Source organism: Chryseobacterium jejuense (assembly GCF_017877355.1).
Lineage (GTDB): Bacteria > Bacteroidota > Bacteroidia > Flavobacteriales > Weeksellaceae > Chryseobacterium > Chryseobacterium jejuense_A.
The window spans coordinates 50,472-74,918 of sequence record NZ_JAGIPR010000014.1 but is presented as its reverse complement, the minus strand read 5'-3'; the positions used below and the strand labels follow the sequence as shown (position 1 = coordinate 74,918).

25 protein-coding genes and 1 pseudogene are annotated in these 24,447 nt (G+C 35.2%); 10 read left to right on the top strand and 16 right to left on the bottom strand.

The annotated features are described in order from the left end of the window. Positions 1 to 22: 22 nt before the first annotated feature. Positions 23 to 733, bottom strand: coding sequence for a hypothetical protein (locus J2772_RS21450; RefSeq protein ID WP_209920267.1), 711 nt, complete (start codon positions 731 to 733; stop codon positions 23 to 25). 59 nt (positions 734 to 792) lie between these two features. Next, positions 793 to 984 (bottom strand): hypothetical protein, encoded by a 192-nt coding sequence (locus J2772_RS21445; protein ID WP_209920266.1) that lies wholly within the window; start codon positions 982 to 984, stop codon positions 793 to 795. Between the two features lie 200 nt (positions 985 to 1,184). Here J2772_RS21445 and J2772_RS21440 point away from each other — a divergent pair, with 200 nt between their 5' ends. Further along, entirely contained in the window at positions 1,185 to 1,430 is a 246-nt protein-coding gene (locus J2772_RS21440; RefSeq protein WP_209920264.1) for a hypothetical protein, read from the top strand. Positions 1,431 to 1,731: 301 nt separating this feature from the next. Here J2772_RS21440 and J2772_RS21435 read toward each other — a convergent pair whose 3' ends face one another. From J2772_RS21435 to J2772_RS21415, 5 genes are all read right to left on the bottom strand, one after another. Beyond that, positions 1,732 to 2,955, bottom strand: a complete 1,224-nt coding sequence (locus tag J2772_RS21435; RefSeq protein WP_245365293.1) for an MFS transporter — start codon at positions 2,953 to 2,955, stop codon at positions 1,732 to 1,734. A 100-nt stretch (positions 2,956 to 3,055) separates the two neighbouring features. Further along, entirely contained in the window at positions 3,056 to 4,009 is a 954-nt protein-coding gene (locus J2772_RS21430; RefSeq protein ID WP_209920263.1) for a nitrilase family protein, read from the bottom strand. 63 nt (positions 4,010 to 4,072) lie between these two features. Beyond that, entirely contained in the window at positions 4,073 to 4,870 is a 798-nt protein-coding gene (locus J2772_RS21425) for a helix-turn-helix domain-containing protein (RefSeq protein ID WP_209920262.1), read from the bottom strand. A gap of 294 nt (positions 4,871 to 5,164) precedes the next feature. Continuing rightward, entirely contained in the window at positions 5,165 to 6,049 is an 885-nt protein-coding gene (locus J2772_RS21420; protein ID WP_209920260.1) for a dihydrodipicolinate synthase family protein, read from the bottom strand. A 120-nt stretch (positions 6,050 to 6,169) separates the two neighbouring features. Then, positions 6,170 to 6,625 carry a cupin domain-containing protein gene (locus tag J2772_RS21415; RefSeq protein WP_209920258.1) on the bottom strand — a complete coding sequence of 152 codons (456 nt, stop codon included), beginning with the start codon at positions 6,623 to 6,625 and terminating at the stop codon, positions 6,170 to 6,172. Between the two features lie 101 nt (positions 6,626 to 6,726). Between J2772_RS21415 and J2772_RS21410 the strand changes: the two genes are divergently transcribed. Further along, positions 6,727 to 8,157, top strand: a complete 1,431-nt coding sequence (locus J2772_RS21410; RefSeq protein WP_209920257.1) for a PLP-dependent aminotransferase family protein — start codon at positions 6,727 to 6,729, stop codon at positions 8,155 to 8,157. 235 nt (positions 8,158 to 8,392) lie between these two features. On the opposite strand, the gene J2772_RS21405 is transcribed toward J2772_RS21410, so the two are convergent. Continuing rightward, positions 8,393 to 9,529 carry an Atu1372/SO_1960 family protein gene (locus J2772_RS21405; protein ID WP_209920254.1) on the bottom strand — a complete coding sequence of 379 codons (1,137 nt, stop codon included), beginning with the start codon at positions 9,527 to 9,529 and terminating at the stop codon, positions 8,393 to 8,395. Positions 9,530 to 9,613: 84 nt separating this feature from the next. Between J2772_RS21405 and J2772_RS21400 the strand changes: the two genes are divergently transcribed. Next, positions 9,614 to 10,402 carry an AraC family transcriptional regulator gene (locus J2772_RS21400; RefSeq protein WP_209920253.1) on the top strand — a complete coding sequence of 263 codons (789 nt, stop codon included), beginning with the start codon at positions 9,614 to 9,616 and terminating at the stop codon, positions 10,400 to 10,402. Between the two features lie 118 nt (positions 10,403 to 10,520). Here the strand turns inward: J2772_RS21400 and J2772_RS21395 are convergent, their stop codons facing one another. Next, the gene (locus J2772_RS21395; RefSeq protein WP_209920251.1) at positions 10,521 to 11,405 is read right to left on the bottom strand and encodes a DMT family transporter; all 885 of its coding nucleotides are present in this window, start codon (positions 11,403 to 11,405) and stop codon (positions 10,521 to 10,523) included. Positions 11,406 to 11,500: 95 nt separating this feature from the next. On the opposite strand from J2772_RS21395, the gene J2772_RS21390 reads away from it, so the two are divergent. Continuing rightward, positions 11,501 to 12,922 carry a PLP-dependent aminotransferase family protein gene (locus J2772_RS21390; RefSeq protein WP_209920249.1) on the top strand — a complete coding sequence of 474 codons (1,422 nt, stop codon included), beginning with the start codon at positions 11,501 to 11,503 and terminating at the stop codon, positions 12,920 to 12,922. Positions 12,923 to 13,073: 151 nt separating this feature from the next. Here J2772_RS21390 and J2772_RS21385 read toward each other — a convergent pair whose 3' ends face one another. The 5 genes from J2772_RS21385 to J2772_RS21365 form a co-directional block, all read right to left on the bottom strand. Beyond that, positions 13,074 to 13,670 (bottom strand): Crp/Fnr family transcriptional regulator, encoded by a 597-nt coding sequence (locus tag J2772_RS21385; protein ID WP_045496653.1) that lies wholly within the window; start codon positions 13,668 to 13,670, stop codon positions 13,074 to 13,076. Then, positions 13,670 to 14,050 (bottom strand): bacillithiol system redox-active protein YtxJ, encoded by a 381-nt coding sequence (gene ytxJ, locus J2772_RS21380; RefSeq protein ID WP_209920247.1) that lies wholly within the window; start codon positions 14,048 to 14,050, stop codon positions 13,670 to 13,672. Before ytxJ ends, J2772_RS21385 begins: the two co-directional genes overlap by 1 nt. Next, the gene (locus J2772_RS21375) at positions 14,047 to 14,493 is read right to left on the bottom strand and encodes a DUF1569 domain-containing protein (protein ID WP_245365292.1); all 447 of its coding nucleotides are present in this window, start codon (positions 14,491 to 14,493) and stop codon (positions 14,047 to 14,049) included. The genes ytxJ and J2772_RS21375 overlap by 4 nt, the downstream gene beginning before the upstream one ends. Positions 14,494 to 14,501: 8 nt before the next feature. Continuing rightward, positions 14,502 to 15,038: a YfiT family bacillithiol transferase gene (locus J2772_RS21370; protein WP_209920240.1), complete on the bottom strand. Its 537-nt coding sequence runs from the start codon at positions 15,036 to 15,038 to the stop codon at positions 14,502 to 14,504. A 195-nt stretch (positions 15,039 to 15,233) separates the two neighbouring features. Beyond that, positions 15,234 to 16,376 (bottom strand): DEAD/DEAH box helicase, encoded by a 1,143-nt coding sequence (locus J2772_RS21365; protein WP_209920238.1) that lies wholly within the window; start codon positions 16,374 to 16,376, stop codon positions 15,234 to 15,236. A gap of 261 nt (positions 16,377 to 16,637) precedes the next feature. On the opposite strand from J2772_RS21365, the gene pncA reads away from it, so the two are divergent. Next, positions 16,638 to 17,243 carry a bifunctional nicotinamidase/pyrazinamidase gene (pncA, locus tag J2772_RS21360; protein WP_209920236.1) on the top strand — a complete coding sequence of 202 codons (606 nt, stop codon included), beginning with the start codon at positions 16,638 to 16,640 and terminating at the stop codon, positions 17,241 to 17,243. Between the two features lie 80 nt (positions 17,244 to 17,323). Here pncA and J2772_RS21355 read toward each other — a convergent pair. Together J2772_RS21355 and J2772_RS21350 are read right to left on the bottom strand one after the other, a co-directional pair. Further along, positions 17,324 to 17,983, bottom strand: a pseudogene (locus J2772_RS21355) (sialate O-acetylesterase); the annotation flags it as partial. Positions 17,984 to 18,107: 124 nt separating this feature from the next. Further along, positions 18,108 to 19,289 carry a pseudouridine synthase gene (locus J2772_RS21350; RefSeq protein ID WP_209920231.1) on the bottom strand — a complete coding sequence of 394 codons (1,182 nt, stop codon included), beginning with the start codon at positions 19,287 to 19,289 and terminating at the stop codon, positions 18,108 to 18,110. Positions 19,290 to 19,390: 101 nt separating this feature from the next. Between J2772_RS21350 and aroB the strand changes: the two genes are divergently transcribed. The 5 genes from aroB to J2772_RS21325 all read left to right on the top strand — a co-directional run bounded on the left by aroB (position 19,391) and on the right by J2772_RS21325 (position 24,326). After that, positions 19,391 to 20,437 carry a 3-dehydroquinate synthase gene (aroB, locus tag J2772_RS21345; protein WP_209920230.1) on the top strand — a complete coding sequence of 349 codons (1,047 nt, stop codon included), beginning with the start codon at positions 19,391 to 19,393 and terminating at the stop codon, positions 20,435 to 20,437. 276 nt (positions 20,438 to 20,713) lie between these two features. Continuing rightward, the gene (locus J2772_RS21340; RefSeq protein WP_209920229.1) at positions 20,714 to 21,346 is read left to right on the top strand and encodes a porin family protein; all 633 of its coding nucleotides are present in this window, start codon (positions 20,714 to 20,716) and stop codon (positions 21,344 to 21,346) included. Positions 21,347 to 21,598: 252 nt separating this feature from the next. Continuing rightward, the gene (locus J2772_RS21335) at positions 21,599 to 22,183 is read left to right on the top strand and encodes a porin family protein (RefSeq protein WP_209920228.1); all 585 of its coding nucleotides are present in this window, start codon (positions 21,599 to 21,601) and stop codon (positions 22,181 to 22,183) included. Positions 22,184 to 22,585: 402 nt separating this feature from the next. Beyond that, complete coding sequence (locus tag J2772_RS21330; RefSeq protein ID WP_209920227.1) at positions 22,586 to 23,284, top strand: porin family protein; 699 nt, start codon at positions 22,586 to 22,588, stop codon at positions 23,282 to 23,284. Between the two features lie 340 nt (positions 23,285 to 23,624). Further along, a complete protein-coding gene (locus J2772_RS21325) occupies positions 23,625 to 24,326 on the top strand; it encodes a porin family protein (RefSeq protein WP_209920226.1) in 702 nt (233 codons plus the stop codon). Positions 24,327 to 24,447: the final 121 nt, after the last annotated feature.

Below are 24,447 nucleotides of genomic sequence, written 5' to 3'. Positions count from 1 at the left end.
CCCAATTAAGGGGCTGTTTTATTTATATTTCATTAAGCTCTTTTCTCATCAAACCGTTTAGTTCATCCTTGATTTGGTTAATGACTCTTCCCTTTATTTCTATTTCATCTTTCATTGCCTTCATTTTTTCTTCATTTTGCGACATAACTAGGACAGGCATTGCGCTCATCATCTTATCAGATTCTTTCATTAAATTTTCATATCCTAATTCCATTAATTGTAAATGATTAACAACATCTTCGCTTGCCATTAATTTAATTACGCTCGTTTCCTGCTTTAGTCGAATAAATTCTTTGTAGGATTCCATTGTAATTGCTTGAATTTTTTTCGAAAAGACAAGTGTCGCCTTTTTTTGACTACTTTGAGTATCTCCAAAGTTCCTGTTGAACTCATGGATATAATCTCTTAGCTTTTCTTGTGACTTAATATTTTGATCGGCAGAAAAAGTATCTATCATTTTGAAAAAAGCTACATATGAATCTTTTTTTCCTTCGTACTGGTGTTTTCTTCTTGAAATTTCGAGCTGATGATCTCTCTTTAACTCTTCTAATTCTCTATTATAATCTGCTTTTATACTTTCTGTTTCTTTAACTAATCTTTTATTATCATTCAGTAAAGCTCTTCGTTTAGATTTTTCATTTAAATAAACGGCAATTCCAGTAATAAATGCGCCAATAACACCAGTAAAAATTCCTTTATATATATCAGGTAAAACAGATAACTGTTCAATCATAATTATTATGTTTTTCACAAATATAACAAAAAGCCCTCTCAAAGAGAAGGCCAATAATTTTAAATCTTGTAAAAGAATATTGTTTCTTTTACAATGCGGAATCTTAAATTGTACCACCCAGCATTTTTCGCTAAATTTTGATATTGGTTAGTATTTAAACCAAATAATTCAGCAATTTCTTCATAGGGAAAACTCTCTCTTCCCTCTGTTTCGATCACTTTGATAATGTAACCATAAACAATCTCCTTCATATGAAAGTTTTTTTAATCACTGGCAAAACACCATTATCTCTAATTTAATGATTTCCATTGAGAAAGCAAATAGCTGCATAGATTTTTTATAGCGAAGGTTTTTTTTATCCAAAGAATCAGCAATTCATAAAAACGGGAAATACATAGTAAAATATCATCTGTTAATTAGTATTTTTACCACTTAATATAAAACAATTACTATGAAAAAACTAATCATTTTAGCAGCAAGTACAGCTATTGCATTTTCTGTAAGTTCATGCTCTGACCGAGATGAAAATGTTACTCCGCAAGAGTCAGCTATGAAAATTGGTGCAAATTTAAACAAACAAGGAATAAAAGTAAATTCTACTAAAACAGAATCATCTACTTCTAAAATTACACCACCCATCCAAGGTGATAATCCAGACGAGACAATTGATCCAACAAAACCGGACAGACCAAGATAGTAAGGTTATATCATTAGCTTAGTCAAATCAACTTGTTGATTCCTTCTTTGCTCCCTAAAATAAAGCAGCATAATAATAAAAACTTTGCGTCAGATTAAAAATATAAAAGAGCAGATCATTGATCTGCCCTTTTCATAAAACCTCACTTCATGTATTTACTTCAATCTAACATATTGTGTCTGGAAATATAATTTAATGTGTGCTATGGACCACCCAGTCAAAAATTCTTTGAATTTTTGCCACCCCTCCAAGAGAGGGGAAAGTTCAGTCCTTCAATTGGGATATTGGGTAAGATTGAATATTAGTTTGCTTTTTTGCTTAAACGAATACTGATGATGGTTATTAAGATTGTAATCACTAAGAATAACGCACCAATCCATGGAGTGCTTCCCAATCCTAATGATGATGTTACAATCAACCCGCCTGCATACGATCCAATTGCAATACCAATATTAAAAGCTGCAATATTGATTCCTGATGCTACATCCTCAGTTCCGGGAAGTTCCTTCTCAGCAATCTGTACTACTAAAAGCTGAAGACCGGGAACCGTTGCAAAAGAAAGTGCACCCAGAAAGAACAAAGTAATAATACTCAAAACCGGACTGCTTACTGTAAAATAGAATGCCAGTAAGGTTAATCCCTGGGCAGCAAACATCCATAAAAGAGCCTTCAAAGGATTTTTATTGGCTACTTTCCCCCCAATCAGGTTTCCTAATGCAATCGCAATACCATATACTAACAGAATAAAAGTGACGGTGGATTCCTGAAATCCTGTTATTTTCTGTAAAATAGGTGACAGATACGTGAATACCACAAATGTTCCTCCATAGCCAGTAGCAGTCATTAAAAAGGCAAAAATCAAACGTTTATTCCCTAATACTTTGAACTGACTTTTGATAGATGCTGTTTTTCCGTTTTTTAAATTATTGGGAACCAAGAGTAAACTTGCCACCAATCCTATCATTCCAAGAATAGAAACACCAATGAAAGTAGCTCTCCATCCAAAATGCTGTCCTATAAAAGTTCCCAATGGTACTCCTGTTACAATGGCCAGCGTAAGCCCGGCAAACATAATGGAAATGGCAGTTGCTCTTTTCTCCTCCGGAACCAATGATGCTGCAATAGTAGAGCCTATGGAAAAATAAACCCCGTGGGCAAATCCGGTTAATATTCTGGCCAGTACTAAGGTGATAAATCCGGGAGCAATAGACGCTAATCCGTTTCCAATTACAAATAATAACATAATGGAAACCAAAAGCATTTTACGGGGAATTTTCCCTGTTAATGCCGTTAAAATTGGTGCCCCAATAGCAACTCCTATTGCATAAAGACTTACCAGTAATCCAGCTGAAGGAATCGTAATCCCAAGATCACCCGCAACAGTAGGAAGAAGCCCTACGATTACAAATTCTGTAGTTCCAATTCCAAAGGCACTGATCGTAAGTGCCCATAATGCAGCAGGAAGGCCTTTGCTTTTTACACTTCCTGATGCAGTATTAATTTGTATTTCTTTTTGATAATTCATTGCATTGTAATTTTGTTGATGTTGACAATGCAAATTTCCAATGAATAATTGTATTATAAAAATTATTTAAATTGTATTAAATTATCAGAATAATAATATTTTAATTTTCTTTTTCATTCAGCCATACTACTTTTTGCATGGACGAATGTTCTTTTCCGATAATATCTCTGTAAAGTTCCGGGCGTCTTGCATTAAGATAGCGGTATCCTCCTGCCTGGGTAAGTTTTTCAGGAATAATAAAAGCCGATTCAAAACTGTCTTCAAATGAATGACACTCCGCAATAACGTCTCCAAAAGGATCAATAATCATTGAGCAGCCGTTCTTAAGCTGATCATCATCCATTCCAATAGGATTTGAAAAAACAATATAAGCACCATTGTCGTAAGCCCTTGCTGGAAGCCATTTCATGAGCCAGTCTCTCCCTTTCATTCCGTTAAATTCCAATCGTAAAGAGGTAGGGTCTTCTACCCTGTTTTCCCAAAGCTGAGGATCTACAAAACCAGCTCCTGGTCTCGTGGAAGGCGTACACATGGTAACATGAGGCATAAAAATAATATCTGCTCCCAGAAGTTTAGTAGCTCTTACATTTTCAATAATATTGTTGTCATAACAGATCAGAATACCACATTTCCAGCCCAGAATTTCAAAGACACAGTATTCATTACCTGGTGTGAGATGGGGATTGATAAAAGGGTGAAGCTTTCTGTACTTGGCTTTCAATCCTGTCTCATCTACACATACATAAGCCTTGAAGAGATTGTTATTTTCATCCTTTTCAAAAAGCCCGGCCAGAATAACAATATTGTTTTGTTTAGCAATGTGTTGTAGTCTTTTAATGCTTTCTCCATCAGGAATAAGTTCAGCAATATCAAGTAGTTGATCTTTGGAAAGGGTTCTGGCAAAAGTATATCCTGTAATGGAACATTCGTGAAAAGCAATGACATCGGAACCTTCTGAAGAAGCCTGTTGAGACAGTTTTTCTATAACCCCCAGGTTATATTCTTTATCACCACTCTTGTTTTCAAATTGTGCGGTTGAAATTTTAATATTCATTATTTTTTTCAGCAAATCTATATCAGTTTGCCAAAGAAAAATTGTATAAAACCGACATGAGAGTTACAGTTCAATGAAGTTGACGGCCATTTTATTTTCAGTATGGGCATACTGTCCGGGAGTGAGACCTACATTCTTTTTAAACTCCCGAATCAGATGGGATTGGTCAGAATAACCGGCATGATAAGAAAGTGTAGTTATATTTTCATCCCAGATTCCTTGATTCATAAGGCTTAAAAAATAATGAAGACGAATAATATTAGTATATTTTTTAGGAGAAATGCCCAGATAGTCTTCAAACTTTCTTTCCAGATGCCGTTCAGAATATCCTGTAAAGTTTTCCAGATCTCTGGATGATACAGAACCTTTATGCTGTAGAATATATTGCTGAATAGCTCCTATAAGTTGATAATCAGCTCCAATCTCTTTCGATATAAATTGTGAGAAAAAAATATTCAGATCACCAATAACCGTTAATGGATCTGTTTTATAAAAAATCCTGTCTTGGAAAGGAGTGAATTTGTCCTTTAATACATCTTCCACAGAAATAATCTGATTCTTAACTTCTTTTGCAGAGGTTTTCAGAAGCATATTTAAAAAGTAAGGTTGAAAAACCACTGCTATAAAGGAAAAATTACCTTTTGAATAAAAATCTTTATAACTGTTCAATGTTCCATAAAAAAAAGAAGCCGGTATATGCTCTTCCGAATGATGAGAAAACAGATTCGTATGAGCAGACAAAATCAATCCGCTGCTGCCATCAGTAAATAATCTGACGTTCTTTATATCCTTTCTATTATTTTCCAGAAAGATATAATGCCGGATGAAGGGTGCCAGATGTTTTGGGGGTGAAATCTGCATATTCAAATGTACATAAATTTTTACCACAGATGAGACAGATTTTTATGCTTTTTTATTAGCCACGAATACACGAGTAAAAAATTATCCGTGCATCCGTGACGATTAAAAATACTATAATTTTCACCAGAAATTTCGCAGAATATTAAACGATTAAGATTAATGAAGGTGTTAAGAATCATTAAGCATACTCCTTCATGAAACAGTTTCAACTCTTCTTATTCTTTTAACATCTTAATGGTTTAAATAAGCAGCATATAAGGAAAACATTTGCTCCCTTTAGTTTTCTAATATAAATCAGTTTCTTATTTCATTGAGAATCTTTTTCAGTTCTTCAGTTTCAATTTCTGTCAATGGTTTTAGAGGGTTTCTTAAATAACCACTTTCTTCTCCCAAAATATCCAATCCCGCTTTAACCGCTCTGGGTAATCCTTTAGCCACAATAAATTTCAATAACTCTACCTGTTTGTAAAAAATATCCTGTGCCTTATGCAATTCGTTCTGCTGAATTGCCTCATAAAGATTGAGATTAAGTTCCGGGATCAGATTGGGTGCAGCGGTACACCAGCCTGTTGCTCCTGCAGAAAAAGCTGCTAAAGCCAATGGATTGGAACCATTATAAAAAGCCACATCTTCCCCCAATTCTTTTCGTAGGTAATGCATTCTCTGTACATCTCCCGTACTTTCCTTAATCATGGTTACATTAGGAATTTCAAGGAGTCTTTTCAAAAGAGCGGGAGACATATCTACCCCACCGGTTGCAGGATTATTATACGCCATAATTGGAATAGAAATTTTGCTGGCTACAGCATCATAATGAGCTATAATTTCATCATCAGTCAGCTTCCAGTAGCTCATGGGAATAATCATAACAGCATCAGCACCTGCTTTTTCTGCAAACTGCGCATGGTGGATCGTTTTTTCCGTAGTCAGGTTAGAAACTCCTATAAGCGTTGGAATTCTGGCTTTTACCTGCTGTACAGTAGCTTCAGTTACTGCTTCCTTTTCTTCGTCTGATAAATAAGGCATAACGCCGGCACTTCCCAGTGATGCAATTCCGTGACTTCCCGAAATTACTAATTTTTCAACCATATCTTTAAAAAGCGGAAGATTGATGGTATCGTTTTCATGAAACGGAGTAATAGGATATGCAATAATTCCTTTAAATGGAACGTTTTTCATATTTTCTTGGTTTAAAATAAAGATTTTTTTGTTGTAATGGAATTAAAAGTAAACTGACAGAAAGTAGTAAACCGGGGGTATTTTAAAATAAAAGATTTACTACTTTCCACCAGTTGAAGATTAAAGGTCTCTACCCTCTTCTTCTCTCAGGGCAACACCTAAGTTCTGAAGTTGAGGAGCATTTTCGCAGGCAATATATTTGGCAGGTTCCGTATCACTCATGTTCTGGTGTTTATGCCATGCCCATGATGGAATGTAAACGGCATCTCCGGCTTCCCAATGTACTCTTTCGTCTTCCACTTCCGTCCAGCCTTTTCCTTCAAGCACAAACAATACGGTTTCATAAGTGTGACGATGTCTGTTGGTTTGTTGTCCGGGTAGCAATCCGCCAATCGTCATGCTTACATTTTTGCTTGGAAGATCCACAAAGAAAACCGGATGCTTTCTTTCTGTTGAAAACTGATTGTGCTCTCCTGCATTTTCTACATTTTTATGAATTAAATGAGCCGGTTTTACATACTTTGGTCTTGCATACGTTTCGTGAAAGTCTTTTGAACTAAACTGTTTCTTGTCCATGATTTTAAAAATTTAAAGATTTTGTGCTTTATTGCCTGACAAAATTATTTTATATTTGGACTGTTTAAATGATTCAGTTTTTATATAAATAGATAGTCCAGATGTTAAGACCTTGGAAATTAGAATTCGAAATTGATAAAAAGCTTGATAAAGCCGTTTATTTACAGATAGCAGATACTATTATTGCAGACATCCGTTCCGGAAGGCTAAAGCCCGGTGATACACTTCCCGGGAGCCGGAATCTGGCAGCGATGCTCAAAATCAACAGGAACACAGTAGTAGAAGCTTATGAGGTATTACTCAATGAAGAATGGGCAATTTCCAAAGAAAGGAAAGGAATTTTTGTTTCTGAAAGTCTTCCTGCTTTACATGAAAAAAAAGTTTACAGAACATCGGATACATCAGATGAATTAATGATGTCTCAAGGAATGATGATTACCTTTGATGATGGCCATCCGGACAGTAAAATAGCTCCTGTTACTGAATTGGCAAGAGCCTACCGGCAGATTTTCGGGATTAAAGCAAAATGGCAAATGATGGGCTATGGAGATGAACATGGGGATATAGAATTCAGGAAAACAATCTCCCAAATGCTGAACCATCAGCGAGGAATGCAAATTCATGAACATGAAATTTCAATTACCAGAGGAAGCCAGATGGCAATGTTTCTGACAGCCCAGAGTCTTTTAACTTCCGGAGATTTTGTCATTGTAGAAGATCCGGGTTATCAACCGGCATGGCAGGCTTTTGAGTACTCGGGAGCAAAACTTCTGCCCGTATCTGTAGATGAAAATGGAATTTGTGTAGATAATATAGAAGAACTTTTGGCTCAGCATAAAAATATAAAAGCGATCTATATTACACCTCACAGACAATATCCAACGATGGTAACTTTAAGTTTATCAAGGCGTTTAAGATTAATAGAGCTTGCCAATAAACATACTATTACGATCATTGAAGATGATTATGATAATGAATTTCATTTCGGTTACCGACCTATTCTGCCTATTTCAAGCTTTCCTGAACTCAATAATTATGTATATGTCGGAACCTTAAGTAAGGTGGTGGCACCCGCATTGAGAATTGGATATCTGGCCACTAAAAATCAGAATTTATTACAAAGAATTGGAAGCTTAAGAAAGATTATTGATGTACATGGAGATGTAATTATGGAGCAGGCCGTTTTGCAGTTAATCAAAGAAGGGGCTGTAAAAAAACACATCAGAAAAGCGACAACTCATTATAAACACAAAAGAGACTTCGTATACGGTATTTTGAATAAGTATATGAAAGATGTTGCCCACTTTACCCTGCCTGAAGGAGGACTGGCCTTTTGGATTGTCCCAAAAACAATACTGGATTGGGATAAAGCTACTTCATTATTATTGGAGAAAAATATTAAGATCATTCATCCAAAACAATACAGTCGAAATCATGTCAATGGTTTCAGGTTAAGCTATGGTTCCATCTCAGAAGAACAATTGGAACAAAGTATACAGATTATTGCAGAAGTCTTTAAACAACTTTCTTAATAAAATTCTCACAGATTTCGCGAATAATGCAGATCTTATTTGTTTGTTAAGTAACTGGTAATTTTTCATCCACAATCATCTGTGTTAATCTGTTTATCTGTGGTTAAAAAATCTGCCCAGTGAGAGATTAAATAATCTCCCAACAAAGCATAAAAATAGCGCAAATATTAATCTATTTGCGCTATCAATTTATTATATATTTTCCAGTGAGATCTGTGAGCTCCGCGGGAAAAAGTTACTCTACTTCAAAAACAGCCTGAATTTCCACCGAAGAATTTACAGGAATAGAAGAAGCCCCAAATGTTGCTCTTGCATGTTTTCCTTTATCTCCAAAAACCTCCGCTGTAAGATCAGAAGCTATATTCATCAGATCAGCATGTTTGGTATAATCATCTTTTGTATTAAAGATGCCCGTAAGCTGCACACATTGTTTTACCTTGCCGAGATCACCGCCAACAGCTTCATTAAGAACAGACAGAACATTCAGCATAGTAACTCTGGTAGCATCTTTTACCTGCTGTTCAGTAACATCTACCCCTAACTTTCCGGCATTGAAAATTTTTCCATCCTTTAAAGCAACCTGATTGATGAAAACAAGGTTTCCTGAACGTACAAATGGCTGATAATTTCCTGCAGGCTTAGGAACTTGTGGAAGAATAATATTTTTTTGTTTTAAAACTTCATTAAAATTCTGATGATTTTCAACAATGGCAGCAGTCCTTTTCGGACGTGTATCTTTTAATGCCAACGATACTTTTGCAAAATTTCTGCCTTGAAGCTCCGCCAGAGCTCCCTCTCCTTTTGTAGGACGTTCAACATCCTTCAGAGAAGCCATAGTGGTAATTCCCAGTACTGAATTTCCTTGTGGAATAGCTTTATTCAGCTCTTCAGTTCCACGGATTCCATTAGATACCAGTATCATTCCATGTACGGCAAGACTGTTCCAGAAAGCCTGAAGAGCCAGTTCTTTTCCCGCACCGCTTCCTGCAGACATAAAAACAGTTGCCGGAACTCCTTCCAAAGCATGATTGGTCCAAAGCTGAACAGTTTTAGATAAAAATTCACTCATTCCGGTACTGATATTTCCGAAGTAAACCGGTGATCCAAAAGCAATTCCGTCATAGTCGGTTAGCTCGTCTACTGTTGCAACCGGTAACCCTTTCAGATTTTGATTCTGTGAGGACTTAACCAATTTGATATAAGTAGTAGCATTATTCTCGCTCTCAATACCTTTGGCAATTTCTTTTGCCAGTTCGTAGGTTCCGCCATTGTCTGAATGGATAAGAACCAGTATTTTAGCTTTATGCTGTGCCATAATCTGTGTGGTGTTAAATAGTAAAATTAAAATAAAAAAAGAACATATTTTTTTCATTCTGAACAGGATATAAATTAATGATACAAAATTAATATTGTCGTTTTTATTAAATTTGCCAAAAAATATATACAAAACGACAGCATGAAATGTGGACTGATTGAAAAAACACAGAGCCAGTTTGTAGACACCATCGAAAAAGAAGCTTATGTATGGCTTGAAAAAGACTGGAAACACGACGACTACGAGCATGTTCATAAACGTGCACAGCTTACTTTTGTGGAAGAGGGTTACCAGTATTTTCATATTGATCAGAAAATCTATCTGGTTCCTCAGCATCACGTGATCTGGGTTCCGTCCGGAAAAGCACATAAAATTACTTCAGAAGCAAAAACAGTTAATCTGATGGTCTTTTTATTCAAATCTGTTTTTGAAGAAGACTTTTATCAGAATGTTCATGTATTTGCTGTTCCTCCTGTTTTGAAAGAAATGCTGCTGTATGCTTCAAAATGGAACCAGTCTTTGGATGAAAACGAAGAACAGGATATTTTCTTTAAAGCCATATTAAAGAGTCTTCCGAACTTTTGCAAAGAAAGTAATGGGCTTGAAATTCCTATTCCTAAGGATACAAGATTAATTCCTGTCTGTAATGATATCAATTCCAATTTTAAATATAATCTGGATATTGATTCCCTGGCGGCCAAAGCACAAATGTCAGTACGAAGCCTTCAGCGAAACTTTAAAAATGAAACAGGAATTACCTTACAAAAATACCTTCAACTGACCAGAATATTAAAAAGCATTGAACTTATTGATACAAAACAATATACGTTAAGTGAAGTAGCCTACAAAGTAGGTTATCAAAGTTTATCTGCCTTTACTTCATCATATTTCGCGGTGATGAAAGCTAAACCTAAAGTACTTAAAGCCTAAGGACTATTCTCAATATTTAGATCCGGATCTTATTGGATGAAATGACTATATAGAATAGCAAAACCCGTTTTCATTGATGATAACGGGCTTAAACCTTATAATACATGGGTGCTAATCCCTATTTTGCAAATCTTTTAGTACCTACAACGCATAGAATCACTCCAACTGTAATTCCCAACATGCCTATGCTTACCTGTTCGTGAAGAAGGTATGCCGCTAAAGCAAGACCGAAAAATGGTTGTAATAGCTGAAGCTGTCCTACAGTGGTAATTCCACCCTGTGCCAATCCTTTATACCAGAATATAAACCCGATAAACATACTGAACAGGGAAATATAACCTAATCCAAACCAACCTTTAAAGCTTATGGATTCAATATTGGAAGGGAAATAGATAAAAAATAAAGGGAGCATAATAGGTAAAGATATAACCAGAGCCCATGAAATAACCTGCCATCCGCCCAATGTTTTAGATAGTTTTGCTCCTTCTGCATAGCCCATTCCACACAGAATGATGGCCACAAGCATCAGAATATCTCCAATTGGAGAAGCGGAAATACCCTGAGAAAAAGCATAGCCAACAACTAAAAGGCTGCCAATCACAGAAAACATCCAGAATACAGGATGTGGTTTCTCTCCACCACGGAAAACCCCGAAAATAGCAGTAGCCAAAGGTAACATTCCTAAAAATACAATAGAATGAGCAGAGGTAAGATACTGCAAGGCTAATGAAGAAAGTAAAGGAAATCCTATGACACACCCTATAGCAACCAGTACTAAGGAAAATAACTGATGTTTTGCCGGGCGTTTTTCCTTATAAATCAATAAAACGGAAAGCGCTAAGATTCCTGCAATCACTGCACGGGCAATTGTTGCAAATATAGGATCCATTTCCATCACTGCAAGCTTGGTGGCTGGCATAGAACCGCTAAATAGCAATACGCCTATGAAACCATTGATCCAGCCGCTTAAAGCCTGGTCTTTTGAAATTGTATTTGTCATCATTTTGATAAACTTTTAATTATAAGGACAAAATTAAAGAGGAAAAACAAACAAACACAGTATCAGTTTTGTATATTTGTATGAGTACAGTTAAAAAAATGAGTAAAGAATTTTTATATACAGAAATAGCAGATGGCATCGCCTCCCAGATCAAAAGCGGAGTATTAAAGGCAGGAGATAAACTTCCGTCTGTAAGAATGCTATGCAGTGAACATCAGGTAAGCATGAACACCGCTAAACGTGTTTTTCTTGAGCTGGAATCTCAATCTCTTGTAGAATCTAAGCCACAATCCGGATATTTTGTAAGCCAATTGTTGTCTGTAAAGCTTCCGTTGCCTGAAGTGAGCCGTCCTTCTTTGATTGCCAATAATGACGAACCTGATGAGCTTATCAGTAAAGTCTATGAAAATATGGGTAAAAAGGATATCACCTTCTTTTCCATTGGAATTCCATCCGGAGATCTTCTTCCTCAGGCCAAACTGAAAAAAGAGATTGTACATGCTATAAGAGAATTAAAAGAAGGTGGAACAGAATATGAAGAACTACAGGGAAACCTGAAGCTGAGAAGAATGATTGCTGTACGTTCATTACAATGGGCTGGAAATCTTCATGAAAATGATCTGATTACTACAAATGGCGGAATGAATGCCCTATCTTTCTGTTTAATGGCCTTAGGGAAACCAGGAGATACTATTGCTATTGAAAGTCCATGTTATCCAGGGATTCTTCAGCTGGCCAACGGATTGGGATTAAAAGTTTTAGAATTACCCACCCATCCTACCACCGGAATAGAAATTGAGGCCTTAAAAAAACTGATTCCCAAAATTGATTTGTGTTTGTTGATTCCTAATTTTAATTCTCCTCTGGGAAGCTGCATGCCTGATGAGAATAAGAAAGAAATTGTAAGAATCCTTTCAGAAAATAATATTCCTTTGATTGAAGATGATGTGTATGGAGACCTTTATTTTGGCTCTACCCGTCCGAAATGCTGCAAATCTTTTGATAAAGATGGGAATGTGCTGTATTGTAGCTCTATTTCAAAAACATTGGCTCCGGGATATCGTGTAGGCTGGATTGCGCCTGGAAAATATAAAGATAAGATCTTAAAGCTTAAACTTTTGCATTCCACATCTTCTATTTCAATTGTGAATGAGGCTGTTGCTAACTTCTTGAAGTCCGGAAGGTATGAAAAGCATCTTCAGCAGCTTAGAAAGACGTTGCAAAGTAATTATCAGAATTATGTACAAACCATCGCTGAATACTTTCCGGAAGGAACCAAAACCAGTCGCCCACAGGGAGGATTGTCCTTATGGGTAGAATTTGATAAGAAAATCCGTACTACAGAGCTTTATGATCTTGCCATCAAACAGAATATAAGTATTGCTCCCGGAAGAATGTTTACTTTCCAGAAACAGTTTGAAAACTGTATGAGACTTTGTATTGGACTTCCTTGGTCAGAAGATACGCAGGCAAAACTCAAGCAGATTGGACAGCTCGCTAAAAAGATTTATTTGAAGTAAGGAAGATGGAGGCTGGAAGATGGAAATGTAAAAATAATTACTTCCATATTTATTCATATTGCAATTGTAAAGAATACTTTAACAATAGCATCCGAAGTTCTTATGTGTTCAATATAACTTCCTACTTCCCTCTTCCAGCTTCCATTCTATATTATTTATTATCCGGAACGAAGTTCTTTCTTGCCAGTTCTTTCCTTACACGGCTTAAACTTTCCGGAGTAATACCAAGATAAGAGGCAATCATCCATTGAGGAACTCTAAGAAGCAGATCAGGATACATTTTAATAAATTTCATATATCTTTCCTCTGCCGTTTCTCCCAATAAAGAATTGATCCTGTTTTGAAGACTTCTGATATGTTTCTGAAGCAGAAAATCGCTACGCTCAATACTGTTCGGGAATTGTTCTACTAATTTATTGAAGAAATCAGGATGCAGAAACAAAACTTCAGAATCTTCTACTGCTTCTATATAATAATTGGATTTTTCATTGAAATAAAGACTGCTTCGGTCAGAAATCAGCCAGCTTTCAGGAGCAAACTGTATAATATGCTCCTTTCCGTTTTTATCAATAGAGTACATTTTCAAGAGTCCTTTTTCTACAAAGAATATATGTCGGCATATTTCACCATACTGAAGAAGAAACTGATTTTTAGGAATCTTTTTTACTTCATAATGCAGGCTGCAGGTGTTCACATTTTGAAGAGGAACATTTAAAACTTTGGCTAAATAATTATTAATATTCTTCATTATACAATCTGGCTTAAAGAAATGTCCTGGTGCGAAGCGCTGTTAACGGGCTTTCCGTTTTCAATAACAATCAGCTGTGGGCTTTCATGCCTTATCCCGAAATCCTCAGCAATTTTATTGGAAAGAGATCGGTGAGCTAATAAATCAAGAAAATATACTTCTACCTCCTGATCAGAGTTCTCAACCTCCTTTTCAAAATTTCTCAATACAGTCTTGCTGATAAAACAGCTTGTTGAATGCTTGAATATTGCTATTTTATGTTGATAAGAACTTTCAATGGCTTTTTCCAGGTCTTGTTCAGACTTTATATTTTTCCAGAAAGATTTTTGATCAGAGGTTTCATTATTATTTCCACCGAATATTTTATCAAAAAAACTCATACATTAAATTGTTTTAAGTGATGATCTAGATGTTTATATTCTAAAAATTCCCAGTCTTTTTCAGTCATGTTTCCGAATAATCTGTGTCTATCAGGTAGTTTTCTGTTTTCACAGGCTTCCCGGAATTCTTCCAGCGTTTTCAGTAGATTGGTTTTTGATTCATCAAAATCACACTCAAAATTAACGATTAGTTTTTGAAAAGTAGGCATGTTTCTGGGAATTCCGTTATTGAAAACATACATTTCCAATTTTGTAACGATCCCTATGGTCTCAAAGAGAGGATTAATGGAAGGAAGTTCAATTTTTCGCAGGGCGACCTGAAGAACTAGATCACAATGTGTTAGCATCTGGCAGACATCCATTTTTCCCCATTTTTTTTGGCTGTCTGCAGATAATTTCGAAATCCTTTCTGTAATTTCCTTATAATATATTGGATGAGTCAAGTACTTTTTTACCAACCTTTTTCTTTCTTCAGGTTTTCAATATGGGCAAAATGATGGTTACAGTGCCAGACATATAAGGCAAGGTTGTCCCTTAAATTATAATTTCTGTTATGTTCAGGATGATGAAAGGTTCTTTCAAACTGTTTATTGGTAAGACTTTTAAGAAGTGTTGTCCATCGCTGGTGAGTTCCTTTTAATATTCTCATGGCTGGCTTTATCGGCATGTGAATGCTGTCTTGAAGTTCAGCCCATTTAGCTTCATCATAAGGTTTGATGGTTGGGTTATCTTCGGTAAGCGCTAACTTAAAACGGATAAAACTGTTGGTATGGCTGTCAGCAATATGATTAACAAGCTGTCTCACTGTCCACCCTCCTTCTCTGTAAGGCGTATCAAGCTGTTCGTCTGTAAAATGTTCAATGAGATTCTTCAGTTTTCCAGGAAAGTCTTTAATTTCTTTAATATAGGTGTCTAAAGTGGTATCACAGATGTTTTCCGGTGCTTCAAACGGTCCTATTGGAAATTTTTTGTTCTCAAGATCATTCATAGTTCAGGTTTTTAACTTTTAATTATTGTTGGTTTGTATGGTCATCCAGTTTTGGGCAAGCTTTTATCCGATTCTGTAAATTTATTAAAATTCGAGAAATTTGAATATGAAAAAAATGTTAATTGTAATGATTATAGTAAGGAATACAAAAAAGCTCCAATTGTGTATAATCGGAACTTTTTATTTTAATTTATTTTAGTAACCATGCAGGTTAATTCCTTCTGTTCTTTCCAAAGGTACTTTTTTACCCATTTTCTTTTGAATTACTCTAAAATGCTGCAGCTCATCATCTGTCAGAATATTAATGGCAGTTCCTTTTTCGTTGGCACGGCCTGTTCTACCAATTCGGTGAATGTAATCCAAAGGAGAACGCGGCAGTTCATAATTGATAACACAAGGCAGATAATCGATATGAATTCCACGCCCGATTAAATCTGTAGCCACTAAAATTTGGGCTCCATCAGATTTAAATTCTTCTAAATTATTTCTTCGGGCACCCTGGGACTTCTGACTGTGAATAGCCACTGCCTTAATTTTATTCTTTTTAAGTTTTTCTACTAAATTGTCAGCAGATCTCGTAGATGAAACAAATATCAAAGCTTTTTCAACTTTCTTTTCCTTAATGAGATATCGTAAAAAAGGCCCCTTATTTTCCGGAGAAACATGATAAGCAAACTGTTCAATATTATCAATCTCAACTTCTTCTTTTTTAATTTCAATAATTGTTGGATTAATAGATAAACGTTCTTTCATTTCAGCAATTTTATCATTTAAAGTTGCTGAGAATAAAGTCGTCTGTTTCATTACAGGCATCAAAGCAAAAAGCTTATTCATCTCCTCTCCAAAACCTAACTGAAACATTTTATCCGCTTCATCAACTACCAAATGCTGAATTTCTGAAATACTCAGCGCATTATGATCAATCAAATCTAATAAACGTCCTGGAGTTGCTATAAGGACTTCTACTCCAAACATTCCTTTCATCTGAGGGTTGATAGAAACTCCACCATAAACCGCCATAGTTCGTATTTCACGTTTCAAATTTTCTGTGAATGCTCTGAAAACGTCGTCAATCTGAATAGCTAATTCACGAGTAGGAACCAATATTAAAACCTGGACATTACGCCCTTTCTTGGCTTCTGTATTCTGTAGCTTTTCTAAAATAGGCATTACAAAACAAGCTGTTTTTCCGGAACCTGTCTGTGCAATTCCCATAAGATCTTTCCCTTGCAGAATAACAGGTACGGCTTGTTCCTGAATGGGAAAAGGCTTCAAATATCCCAGTTTTTTAACAGAACGAATAATATTGTGTGATAATCCTAACGATTCAAATGACATAAAAACTATTTATTTGCTGCAAAGATACGCTAAAAGGCTGGATGATGGATGATGGATGATGGAAGTAATGATGGTCAAAAAAATGATGATACTCCTTTTAAAGCTGACAGTTCGTTGTTGTATCACTAAAAGTAACTTCCAACTTCTTTCTTCCAGCTTCCAACCTTTAATTTTTTTTGCCGTTTTGTCCGATAATTCAGTTTTGGACAAATTTTTGCCAATTAGTTTTGTAAATTTATCAAAAATTCGAGAAATCAAAATATGAAAAAAGCATTAATAATAGTAGATGTACAGAATGATTTTTGTGAAGGCGGAGCATTAGCAGTACCGGAAGCCAATGAGATTATTCCTTATATCAATCTTCTGATGGAAGAAAATGAATATGACCAGATCATTTTAACTCAAGATTGGCATCCTGTGGGACATAAAAGTTTTGCAAGCAGCAACGGACGTAAGGTGGGAGAAAGTATTATTCTGAACGGTGTACCGCAATTTATGTGGCCGGATCATTGTATTCAGGGAACTTTTGGGGCTGAATTTCATAAGGACTTAAACCAAAGCAAGGTTACTCATATCATACAGAAAGGAAAGAATATTGAAATTGATAGCTATAGTGGTTTTCAGGACAATAATCATTTCATGAAAACCGGATTGGATGACTTCTTGAAATACCATGATATTCAGTTAGTGGAAATCGTTGGATTAGCAATGGATTATTGTGTAAAATTCACAGCTCAGGATGCTGTAGCAAACGGATATATTACCTGTCTTCACTTCAACGGAACCAAAGCTGTAAATGTAAAACCTGATAATGGCAGAGATGCAATCTATGAAATGATTGAAAAAGGAGTAACCGTACTTGGATAACATAGTAATGACATCCTAAAATGTATAAAAATAAAACAGTATCATCACTGGTACTGTTTTATTTTATTGACATTAATATATCACTCCTGATTCAGTATAGTTAATTCTGACAGAAAATCTTTAGGTTCAATATTTCCAACTGCAAATTCATGTTCCAGCAGTTTGATTTTTTCTGTTTTTGTATAAGAACGGTTATAGATTGTTGCTAATATACTTTCTTCATCATGATGAGGATTAAGAAGATGTTTTAAATCACGGAACGCACTATAATATCTCACACCCAATACTCTTTGTGACATGGCATTGAAATGAATGTTGTCAGCATTAGCTGTAAGTCCTTTTGCCGTAATAAAGTAACAGTTTGCATGAGTTTCCGAAAATCCTTCCAATGCTTGATTAATTAACGGGTATGAAGCAAAATACTGCCCAAAGATCCCTTCGGATAGGAAGTTTCCTAAACCTCCTATCACTAGAGGAACTTCCGGAATATTTAATTCCTGACGTAATGCTTCCATGATTACAGAAAATTTCTCACCATATCTCTCAGCTTTTTCCGGAGAACAGTCATTTTCGCCCTGATGCCAAAGGATATCTGCAATCTGACTTGTTCGTTGTGCAAGTTTGGCCTGTGATACCGCATTTTCAAATAAAGCTCCACTTATGGTCCAATCATCAAGACTGGTGCCTCCATCAGCACATGGAATCAATCCTATCTCCTCATGCTGATGGTCGAGTCTCCAGGACGCTGCAAATTAATAATATAAAAAAGCGCAGAAAGCTAGTTTCTGCGCTTTTTATTTTTTACACTTAAAATATAATGATTTCAATCAAAGCCTGAACCGGAGTTCATAGCTTATCTTTATTTTAAAGCATTTTAAGGTTATTTACTTCCAGTTCTGTAAGGATTCTCCAGTGACCTCTCTTAATGTTTTTCTTCGTTAATCCGGCAAACATTACTCTGTCTAAAGATTCTACTTCGTATCCTAATCTTTGGAAAATTCTTCTGATAACACGGTTCCATCCGATGTGGATCTCAATTCCGATCTCATTTTTAGGCTTACCTTCAATGTATGAAATTTGGTCAACTACTGCTACCCCTTCATCAAGACGGATTCCTTCTGCAATAAGACGCAAATCTTCACCAGTCAGCTTCTTATCCAAGGTTACATGATAAATCTTCTTAGCATCAAAAGATGGATGCGTCAGCTTTTTAGTCATGTGTCCGTCATTAGTCAATAAGATAACCCCTGTCGTAGAACGGTCTAGTCTCCCCACTGGGAACAATCTGTAAGGAGAAGCATTTGCTACAAGATCCATTACTGTCTTCCTTGCTTTATCGTCCTTAGTAGTAGAAATATACCCTTTTGGTTTGTTAAGAAGAACATAAACCGGTTTTTCCGGTGTAATACTTTGTCCGTCAAAAACAACTCTGTCGGTTTTCTGTACCTGATATCCCATTTCATCTACTACCTTTCCATTTACCTCTACAAGCCCTTGTGTGATAAGCTCATCAGCCTCTCTCCTGCTGCAGATTCCGGAATTAGCAATATACTTATTAAGACGGATGCTGTCTTTATGAACATCTTTTTCGATTTTATTCAATCTTCTCTTTTGTACAAAAGATCTTGTCTTGTCCTCACTTCTATCATCTCCATTAGATGGTCTTCTACCATATTTTAAGCTGCCTCTTTCATACTTATCTCTGGCATCGAAGTTTTTTCCACCTCTCTTAGGTTTTCCAAAAGATTTCTTTTCGTAGCTTTCACTTTTATTCGTGATATAAGCCCTACTTTCAGATTTTGATTCAGAATCATCACTAGAGGTATTAAAACTTCCGGTGTTTTTCTTGAAAGGTTTCTTTTCAAATCTTGAGTTGGATCCTGAATGTTCGGGACCTTTTCTTGCCCCATCTTTAGAGAAAGGCTTTTTAAAAGGTTTTGATCCTGAAGAATTTCCAGATCTGGAAGCACGAGAATCATCAGAACTTTTCTTGGTTGAAATTCTTGGTCTCTTTGGTCTGTCTGAATTATTATTATCTCTGCTCATTCTAAAAATTTCTGCAAAGATAGTAATTTAGTTACGAGTTAAAAATTAAGAATCATAACTTTGCAGTATAGTTTACATTTTAACCTTACATATTTTCGAAAATGATAACAATATTAAACGATAATTTTTCTCAGCTTAACACCTTTCTTCACGAGAAAACATTCAGTAAAATTTTTATTTTGGTGGATGAAAACACTCATGAATACTGCCTTCCCGTTCTTTTAGGCAATATGGAGACAGATCTTGGGTTTGAAATCCTGGAGATTGAAGCAGGAGAAGAAATGAAGAATATCCAGACAGCCAATCAGCTTTGGGAAATTCTTACAGAAATGCAGGCAGACAGAAAAGCATTGGTTATTAACCTGGGGGGCGGTGTCATTACAGATATGGGTGGTTTTGTAGCATCTACCTATAAAAGAGGAATTAAGTTCATTAATATTCCTACTACCCTTTTATCTATGTGTGATGCCTCTATTGGCGGGAAAACAGGAATTGATCTGATGCATTATAAGAATATGGTGGGAACATTTGCTTTCCCTGAACAAATTTTTATTTATCCTAAATTTTTACAAACATTGCCTTTTAAAGAATTAAGAAGTGGATTTGCTGAAATGTTGAAACATGGCCTTATTGCAGATAAAGCTCACTGGAATCAGCTGATTCAGCTTCATAAACTTGATGTGGAAGCTGTAACCCCTTACATCCAGAATTCTATGGATATTAAACAGGACGTTGTAGAAAAAGACTTCCATGAAAGCAATATCAGAAAAACCCTTAACTTCGGACATACAATAGGTCATGCGGTGGAAAGTCTGTGTTTACAGCAAGAAAACCCTATTCTTCATGGTGAGGCTGTTGCAATGGGAATGATTTGTGAAGCCCATCTGGCATATCTTGAAAATCTTATTTCAGAAGAAGATTCAAAAACAATCATTGAAAACATCCAGAGATATTATCCTTATTTAGATATCAGTGATTTTAAAGATGAAGATATTACAGCATTGCTTTTAAATGATAAAAAGAATGTGGACAGTAAGATTAATTTCTCTCTGCTTACCGGTATTGGTGAATGTAATTATGATTACCAGTGCAGCCAAAAAAACATCATTGAATCATTATCTTTTTACCGAAAACTGAATGATGCATAACCGGTGTTAGTGAATTATTCTATTTTTTAAATGATTGTTTTAACAAAATTGTCAATTTAGATTACTTCTAAACAAATGTTTAATTAGTTTTTTAATTAACTGTAAGCCAACACTGTAACAACAAAACCACTTGTTTTTCAGGTGGTTTTGTTATTGATTTTATCCTCAGAATTATTTTTTGGCAAGCAATTTGAAAGATCTCCAGCGTTCAACAGAAATGTGGACAAGTAGTAAAATTTAAAATTAAGAAAGAGTAAAAATTAAAAATTTAAAGTTATGAAAAAGTTAATTTTAGGATTAGCAGTAACTGCAGGAACATTAGCGTTCGCTCAACAAAAAACTTCTTCTAGCCCTGTATCATTTGGGGTAAAAGGAGGAATGAACGTTTCTTCAATTTCAAAGACTGAAGGCTTAGATGACCAAAAATCTAAAATCGGATTCAATGCTGGTGTATTTGCCAACATCCCGGTAGCGTCTTCATTCAGCATCCAGCCAGAGGTATTGTACTCTCAGTATGGAGAGAAATCTGACTATAAGTTAAACAACAGTACAACCATCTCAAATTCTACTAAGTTAGATTATATTACAGTACCGGTAATGTTCCAGTACAACGCACTTCCTAACCTTTATTTAGAAGCTGGACCAGAGTTCGGATTCATGGTAAGTGCTAAGAACAAAGTTAAAAATGAATCTACAGGTCAGTCTTCTACAACAGACAATTATAAAGATAACCTGAATACATTTAACTTTGGTGTTGGTTTAGGAGCAGGATACTACTTCACTCCAAACTTTGGAATCACAGCCAGATATGTTGCCGGTTTAACGGATATTGCAAAAAACAGACCTAGTGGATCTGATGCAATCAGAAACAATGTATTCCAGGTAGGATTAGCTTATAAATTCAATTAAGCTTCTTAAACATTCAGTAACAAATTTTATATTCAATAAAAGATCAGGTTAAATTTTTAATCTGGTCTTTTTTTATTATAAATCTTAAATTATGTTAATGAAATATAGTTGCTTTTCTATGGTATGAATTTAAAATTACCATCCATAATGCCCTATTATAAAGATAAATAATATCAATATGCCTTTTTTGGCACGCAATTTGAATATAAAGAAATTGTTAAACAAAACTTAAAAACTATTAAATAAAAACTTATGAAAAAGATTCTTTTAGGCCTAGCATTAGTAGCAGGTACTTTCTCTTTCGCACAAAAAACTTCAAGTAATACAGCTTCTTCTCCAGTGAGATTTGGAATTAAAGCAGGTCTTAACGTTTCTAATATTTCAAACTTCGAGGCTAATTCAAAAGTAGGATTTTACGGTGGGTTATTTGCTACAATTCCAGTAGCTCAGGATTTCTCTGTGCAACCGGAAGTAATTTATAGCGGTGTAGGAGCAAAATCTAAATATGACAGCAGTGATAAAGTTAATTTAGATTATATTGCTGTACCGGTAATGTTCCAGTACAATGCTCTTCCTAACTTATATGTAGAAGCTGGTCCTCAATTTGGATTCCTAGTAAGCGCAAAAGGAAAAGATAACTCTGGATCTTATGATATCAAAGACGGAATGAAAACTTTTGATTTCGGACTTGGTCTTGGTGCAGGATACTACTTCACTCCTAACATCGGTGTTAACTTGAGATATGTTGCAGGTTTAACAGATGTTGTTAAAGACAGAATCGGTGGTGACTCTGCTAAAAATGGAGTATTCCAAGCTGGTTTATCTTATAAATTCTAAGCTTAACGTTTAGCTTTAAGAACAAAAATTATAACCGGATTATTTATGTAATCCGGTTTTTTTATATCTAAATCTCTATTTAATTTTTTTGGCAAGGAATTTGCGTATAGAGTATTAATTATATCAGTTTTAAGAGGATCTTTAAGATACATTTTGTACTTTATGATTTCAAAATGAAAGGGTAATTTAAAAATGATATTACATATTGATTTAAAACAGAGAAATAGATAACGGAAATACAAACTATATTTCCATACTAAATAGAATACATTTTGATTTCAATAGAAAAAGCCAGGTTTACTTGTTAAATCTGACTTTTTCGCTTTTATATGACTTTTATCAATTTTATCTCTTTGGCGGGAATTTTGCTGCAGTGTGAAATGAAAATTTAAATTAATAATCATGAAAAAATTATTCATAGGAGTGGCATTTGCAGGAAGCCTTTTTATAAATGCGCAGGAAAAAACTAAGTCATCTTCTCCTATTACTTTTGGGGTTAAAGCAGGATTCAATGCAACCACTATTTCAAGGAATGACGAAAAAGATGGCTATTATGATAATGATCAGAAAATGAAAGCAGGTTTTAATGCGGGAGTATTTGTAAATATACCAGTAGCAGAAAAATTCAGTGTTCAGCCTGAGCTTCTTTTCAGCCAGTTAGGGTCAAAATCAGAAGCAAGATATAGAAATTCTGAAGGAAATCAAACGGTTACTGTTGAGGCAAACGACAAAATAAACTTAAATTATCTTGCTCTACCAGTTATGGTACAGTATAATATTCTTCCTCAGCTTTATGTAGAGGCAGGTCCTGAATTTGGGTTTCTATTAGGGGGTAAATCAAAAGGAGATGTTACCATTACTGAAAGATCGGGAAATTTCACGTCTTATCAAAGTGAAAAATATTCAGACAAAATAAATATGGATCGTTTTAACAGATTCAATGTTGGAATAGGTGTTGGTGCTGGATATTATTTTACACCACAATTTGGGGTAACAGCTAGATTTACTGCAGGACTTACCAATATTATGAAGGATGATTTTGACGCTTTTAAAGCAAGAAACAACGCTTTTCAGGTGGGTGTAGCATATAAATTCAAATAGATATTTATTATTTTTCGATGTGAGCCAGGCATTTTCAATGCCTGGTTTTTTGTTTTGGATGGAAGTGCTGAAAATTAAAGTTTTCATCTTTAGAAAAGATAATTATTCTCAATTAATGTATATTTCAAAATACAATAAATTTAACATAAAATTTATCACAAATATTCCATATGTATTGAAATATTTTACATAAACAAAAGATAATACTTCTTTTTTCCAATTGCAAAACCTCTAAAAAACAGCTGTATATCTATGTTTTTTAAGTTTGGCAAGCATTTTGCAAAATAAACCGCGAATGGTTGAAAGACCATCAAGTAGTAAAAATTAAAAAATAAAAATTATGAAGAAGTTATTTTTAGGACTGGCATTAACTGCTGGTACATTAGCCTTTGCTCAGGAATCAACAACTGTAAATACATCACCTCTTAAAAAAGACGCTCAACCTGTAAGATTCGGTATTAAAGCCGGAGGAAACTCAGCGTATTTCAGTGAGCAAAAATTCGGAATGAACAGCCAAAAATTAGGTTTCCATGCCGGAGCTTTTGTAAACATTCCTATCTCTAAACAATTCAGTTTTCAACCAGAGGTTTTATATAACCAAATGGGAGCAAGAGATGTAGCCTATTCAACAGAAACTACTACAGGAGCAACTACTGTAAAAACTAAAGGAGAAAGTAAAGTAACAATGAACTATATTTCAGTTCCTTTAATGGTTCAGATGAGACCTACAGACAAATTCTATATTGAAGCGGGTCCTGAGTTCAGCTATTTTATCAACGGAAAAACTAAAGGGGAAGCTACTGTAGCAAGTACCACAGGAGGTGTAACTACAACAACAAGCAGCTCTCAATCTGATGACCTTAATAAAGATGCTATCAACAGATTCAACTTTGGTCTAGGTCTAGGTTTAGGATATGATATTACCAACAATATCGGAATCAGTGCAAGATATACGAACAGCTTGACAAAAATTGAGAAAAGCAGACCAGCTGCAGAAAATAACAACAGAGTTTTCCAATTAGGTCTGAACTATAAGTTCTAATCAATAATAAACCAATTTTTTAACTCCAGATGCAGATTTCTGCATCGCATAAAATAGCCGGAAGAATTTCTTCCGGCTATTTATATTTTGGTTAATTAGCTTTTGTAATACTAATATCCAC

Coding starts and splice junctions, on each gene's coding strand:
- J2772_RS21450 (WP_209920267.1), bottom strand. CDS start 733: ATGATTGAACAGTTATCTGTTTTACCTGATATATATAAAGGAATTTTT.
- J2772_RS21445 (WP_209920266.1), bottom strand. CDS start 984: ATGAAGGAGATTGTTTATGGTTACATTATCAAAGTGATCGAAACAGAG.
- J2772_RS21440 (WP_209920264.1), top strand. CDS start 1,185: ATGAAAAAACTAATCATTTTAGCAGCAAGTACAGCTATTGCATTTTCT.
- J2772_RS21435 (WP_245365293.1), bottom strand. CDS start 2,955: ATGAATTATCAAAAAGAAATACAAATTAATACTGCATCAGGAAGTGTA.
- J2772_RS21430 (WP_209920263.1), bottom strand. CDS start 4,009: ATGAATATTAAAATTTCAACCGCACAATTTGAAAACAAGAGTGGTGAT.
- J2772_RS21425 (WP_209920262.1), bottom strand. CDS start 4,870: ATGCAGATTTCACCCCCAAAACATCTGGCACCCTTCATCCGGCATTAT.
- J2772_RS21420 (WP_209920260.1), bottom strand. CDS start 6,049: ATGAAAAACGTTCCATTTAAAGGAATTATTGCATATCCTATTACTCCG.
- J2772_RS21415 (WP_209920258.1), bottom strand. CDS start 6,625: ATGGACAAGAAACAGTTTAGTTCAAAAGACTTTCACGAAACGTATGCA.
- J2772_RS21410 (WP_209920257.1), top strand. CDS start 6,727: ATGTTAAGACCTTGGAAATTAGAATTCGAAATTGATAAAAAGCTTGAT.
- J2772_RS21405 (WP_209920254.1), bottom strand. CDS start 9,529: ATGAAAAAAATATGTTCTTTTTTTATTTTAATTTTACTATTTAACACC.
- J2772_RS21400 (WP_209920253.1), top strand. CDS start 9,614: ATGAAATGTGGACTGATTGAAAAAACACAGAGCCAGTTTGTAGACACC.
- J2772_RS21395 (WP_209920251.1), bottom strand. CDS start 11,405: ATGATGACAAATACAATTTCAAAAGACCAGGCTTTAAGCGGCTGGATC.
- J2772_RS21390 (WP_209920249.1), top strand. CDS start 11,501: ATGAGTAAAGAATTTTTATATACAGAAATAGCAGATGGCATCGCCTCC.
- J2772_RS21385 (WP_045496653.1), bottom strand. CDS start 13,670: ATGAAGAATATTAATAATTATTTAGCCAAAGTTTTAAATGTTCCTCTT.
- ytxJ (WP_209920247.1), bottom strand. CDS start 14,050: ATGAGTTTTTTTGATAAAATATTCGGTGGAAATAATAATGAAACCTCT.
- J2772_RS21370 (WP_209920240.1), bottom strand. CDS start 15,038: ATGAATGATCTTGAGAACAAAAAATTTCCAATAGGACCGTTTGAAGCA.
- J2772_RS21365 (WP_209920238.1), bottom strand. CDS start 16,376: ATGTCATTTGAATCGTTAGGATTATCACACAATATTATTCGTTCTGTT.
- pncA (WP_209920236.1), top strand. CDS start 16,638: ATGAAAAAAGCATTAATAATAGTAGATGTACAGAATGATTTTTGTGAA.
- J2772_RS21350 (WP_209920231.1), bottom strand. CDS start 19,289: ATGAGCAGAGATAATAATAATTCAGACAGACCAAAGAGACCAAGAATT.
- aroB (WP_209920230.1), top strand. CDS start 19,391: ATGATAACAATATTAAACGATAATTTTTCTCAGCTTAACACCTTTCTT.
- J2772_RS21340 (WP_209920229.1), top strand. CDS start 20,714: ATGAAAAAGTTAATTTTAGGATTAGCAGTAACTGCAGGAACATTAGCG.
- J2772_RS21335 (WP_209920228.1), top strand. CDS start 21,599: ATGAAAAAGATTCTTTTAGGCCTAGCATTAGTAGCAGGTACTTTCTCT.
- J2772_RS21330 (WP_209920227.1), top strand. CDS start 22,586: ATGAAAAAATTATTCATAGGAGTGGCATTTGCAGGAAGCCTTTTTATA.
- J2772_RS21325 (WP_209920226.1), top strand. CDS start 23,625: ATGAAGAAGTTATTTTTAGGACTGGCATTAACTGCTGGTACATTAGCC.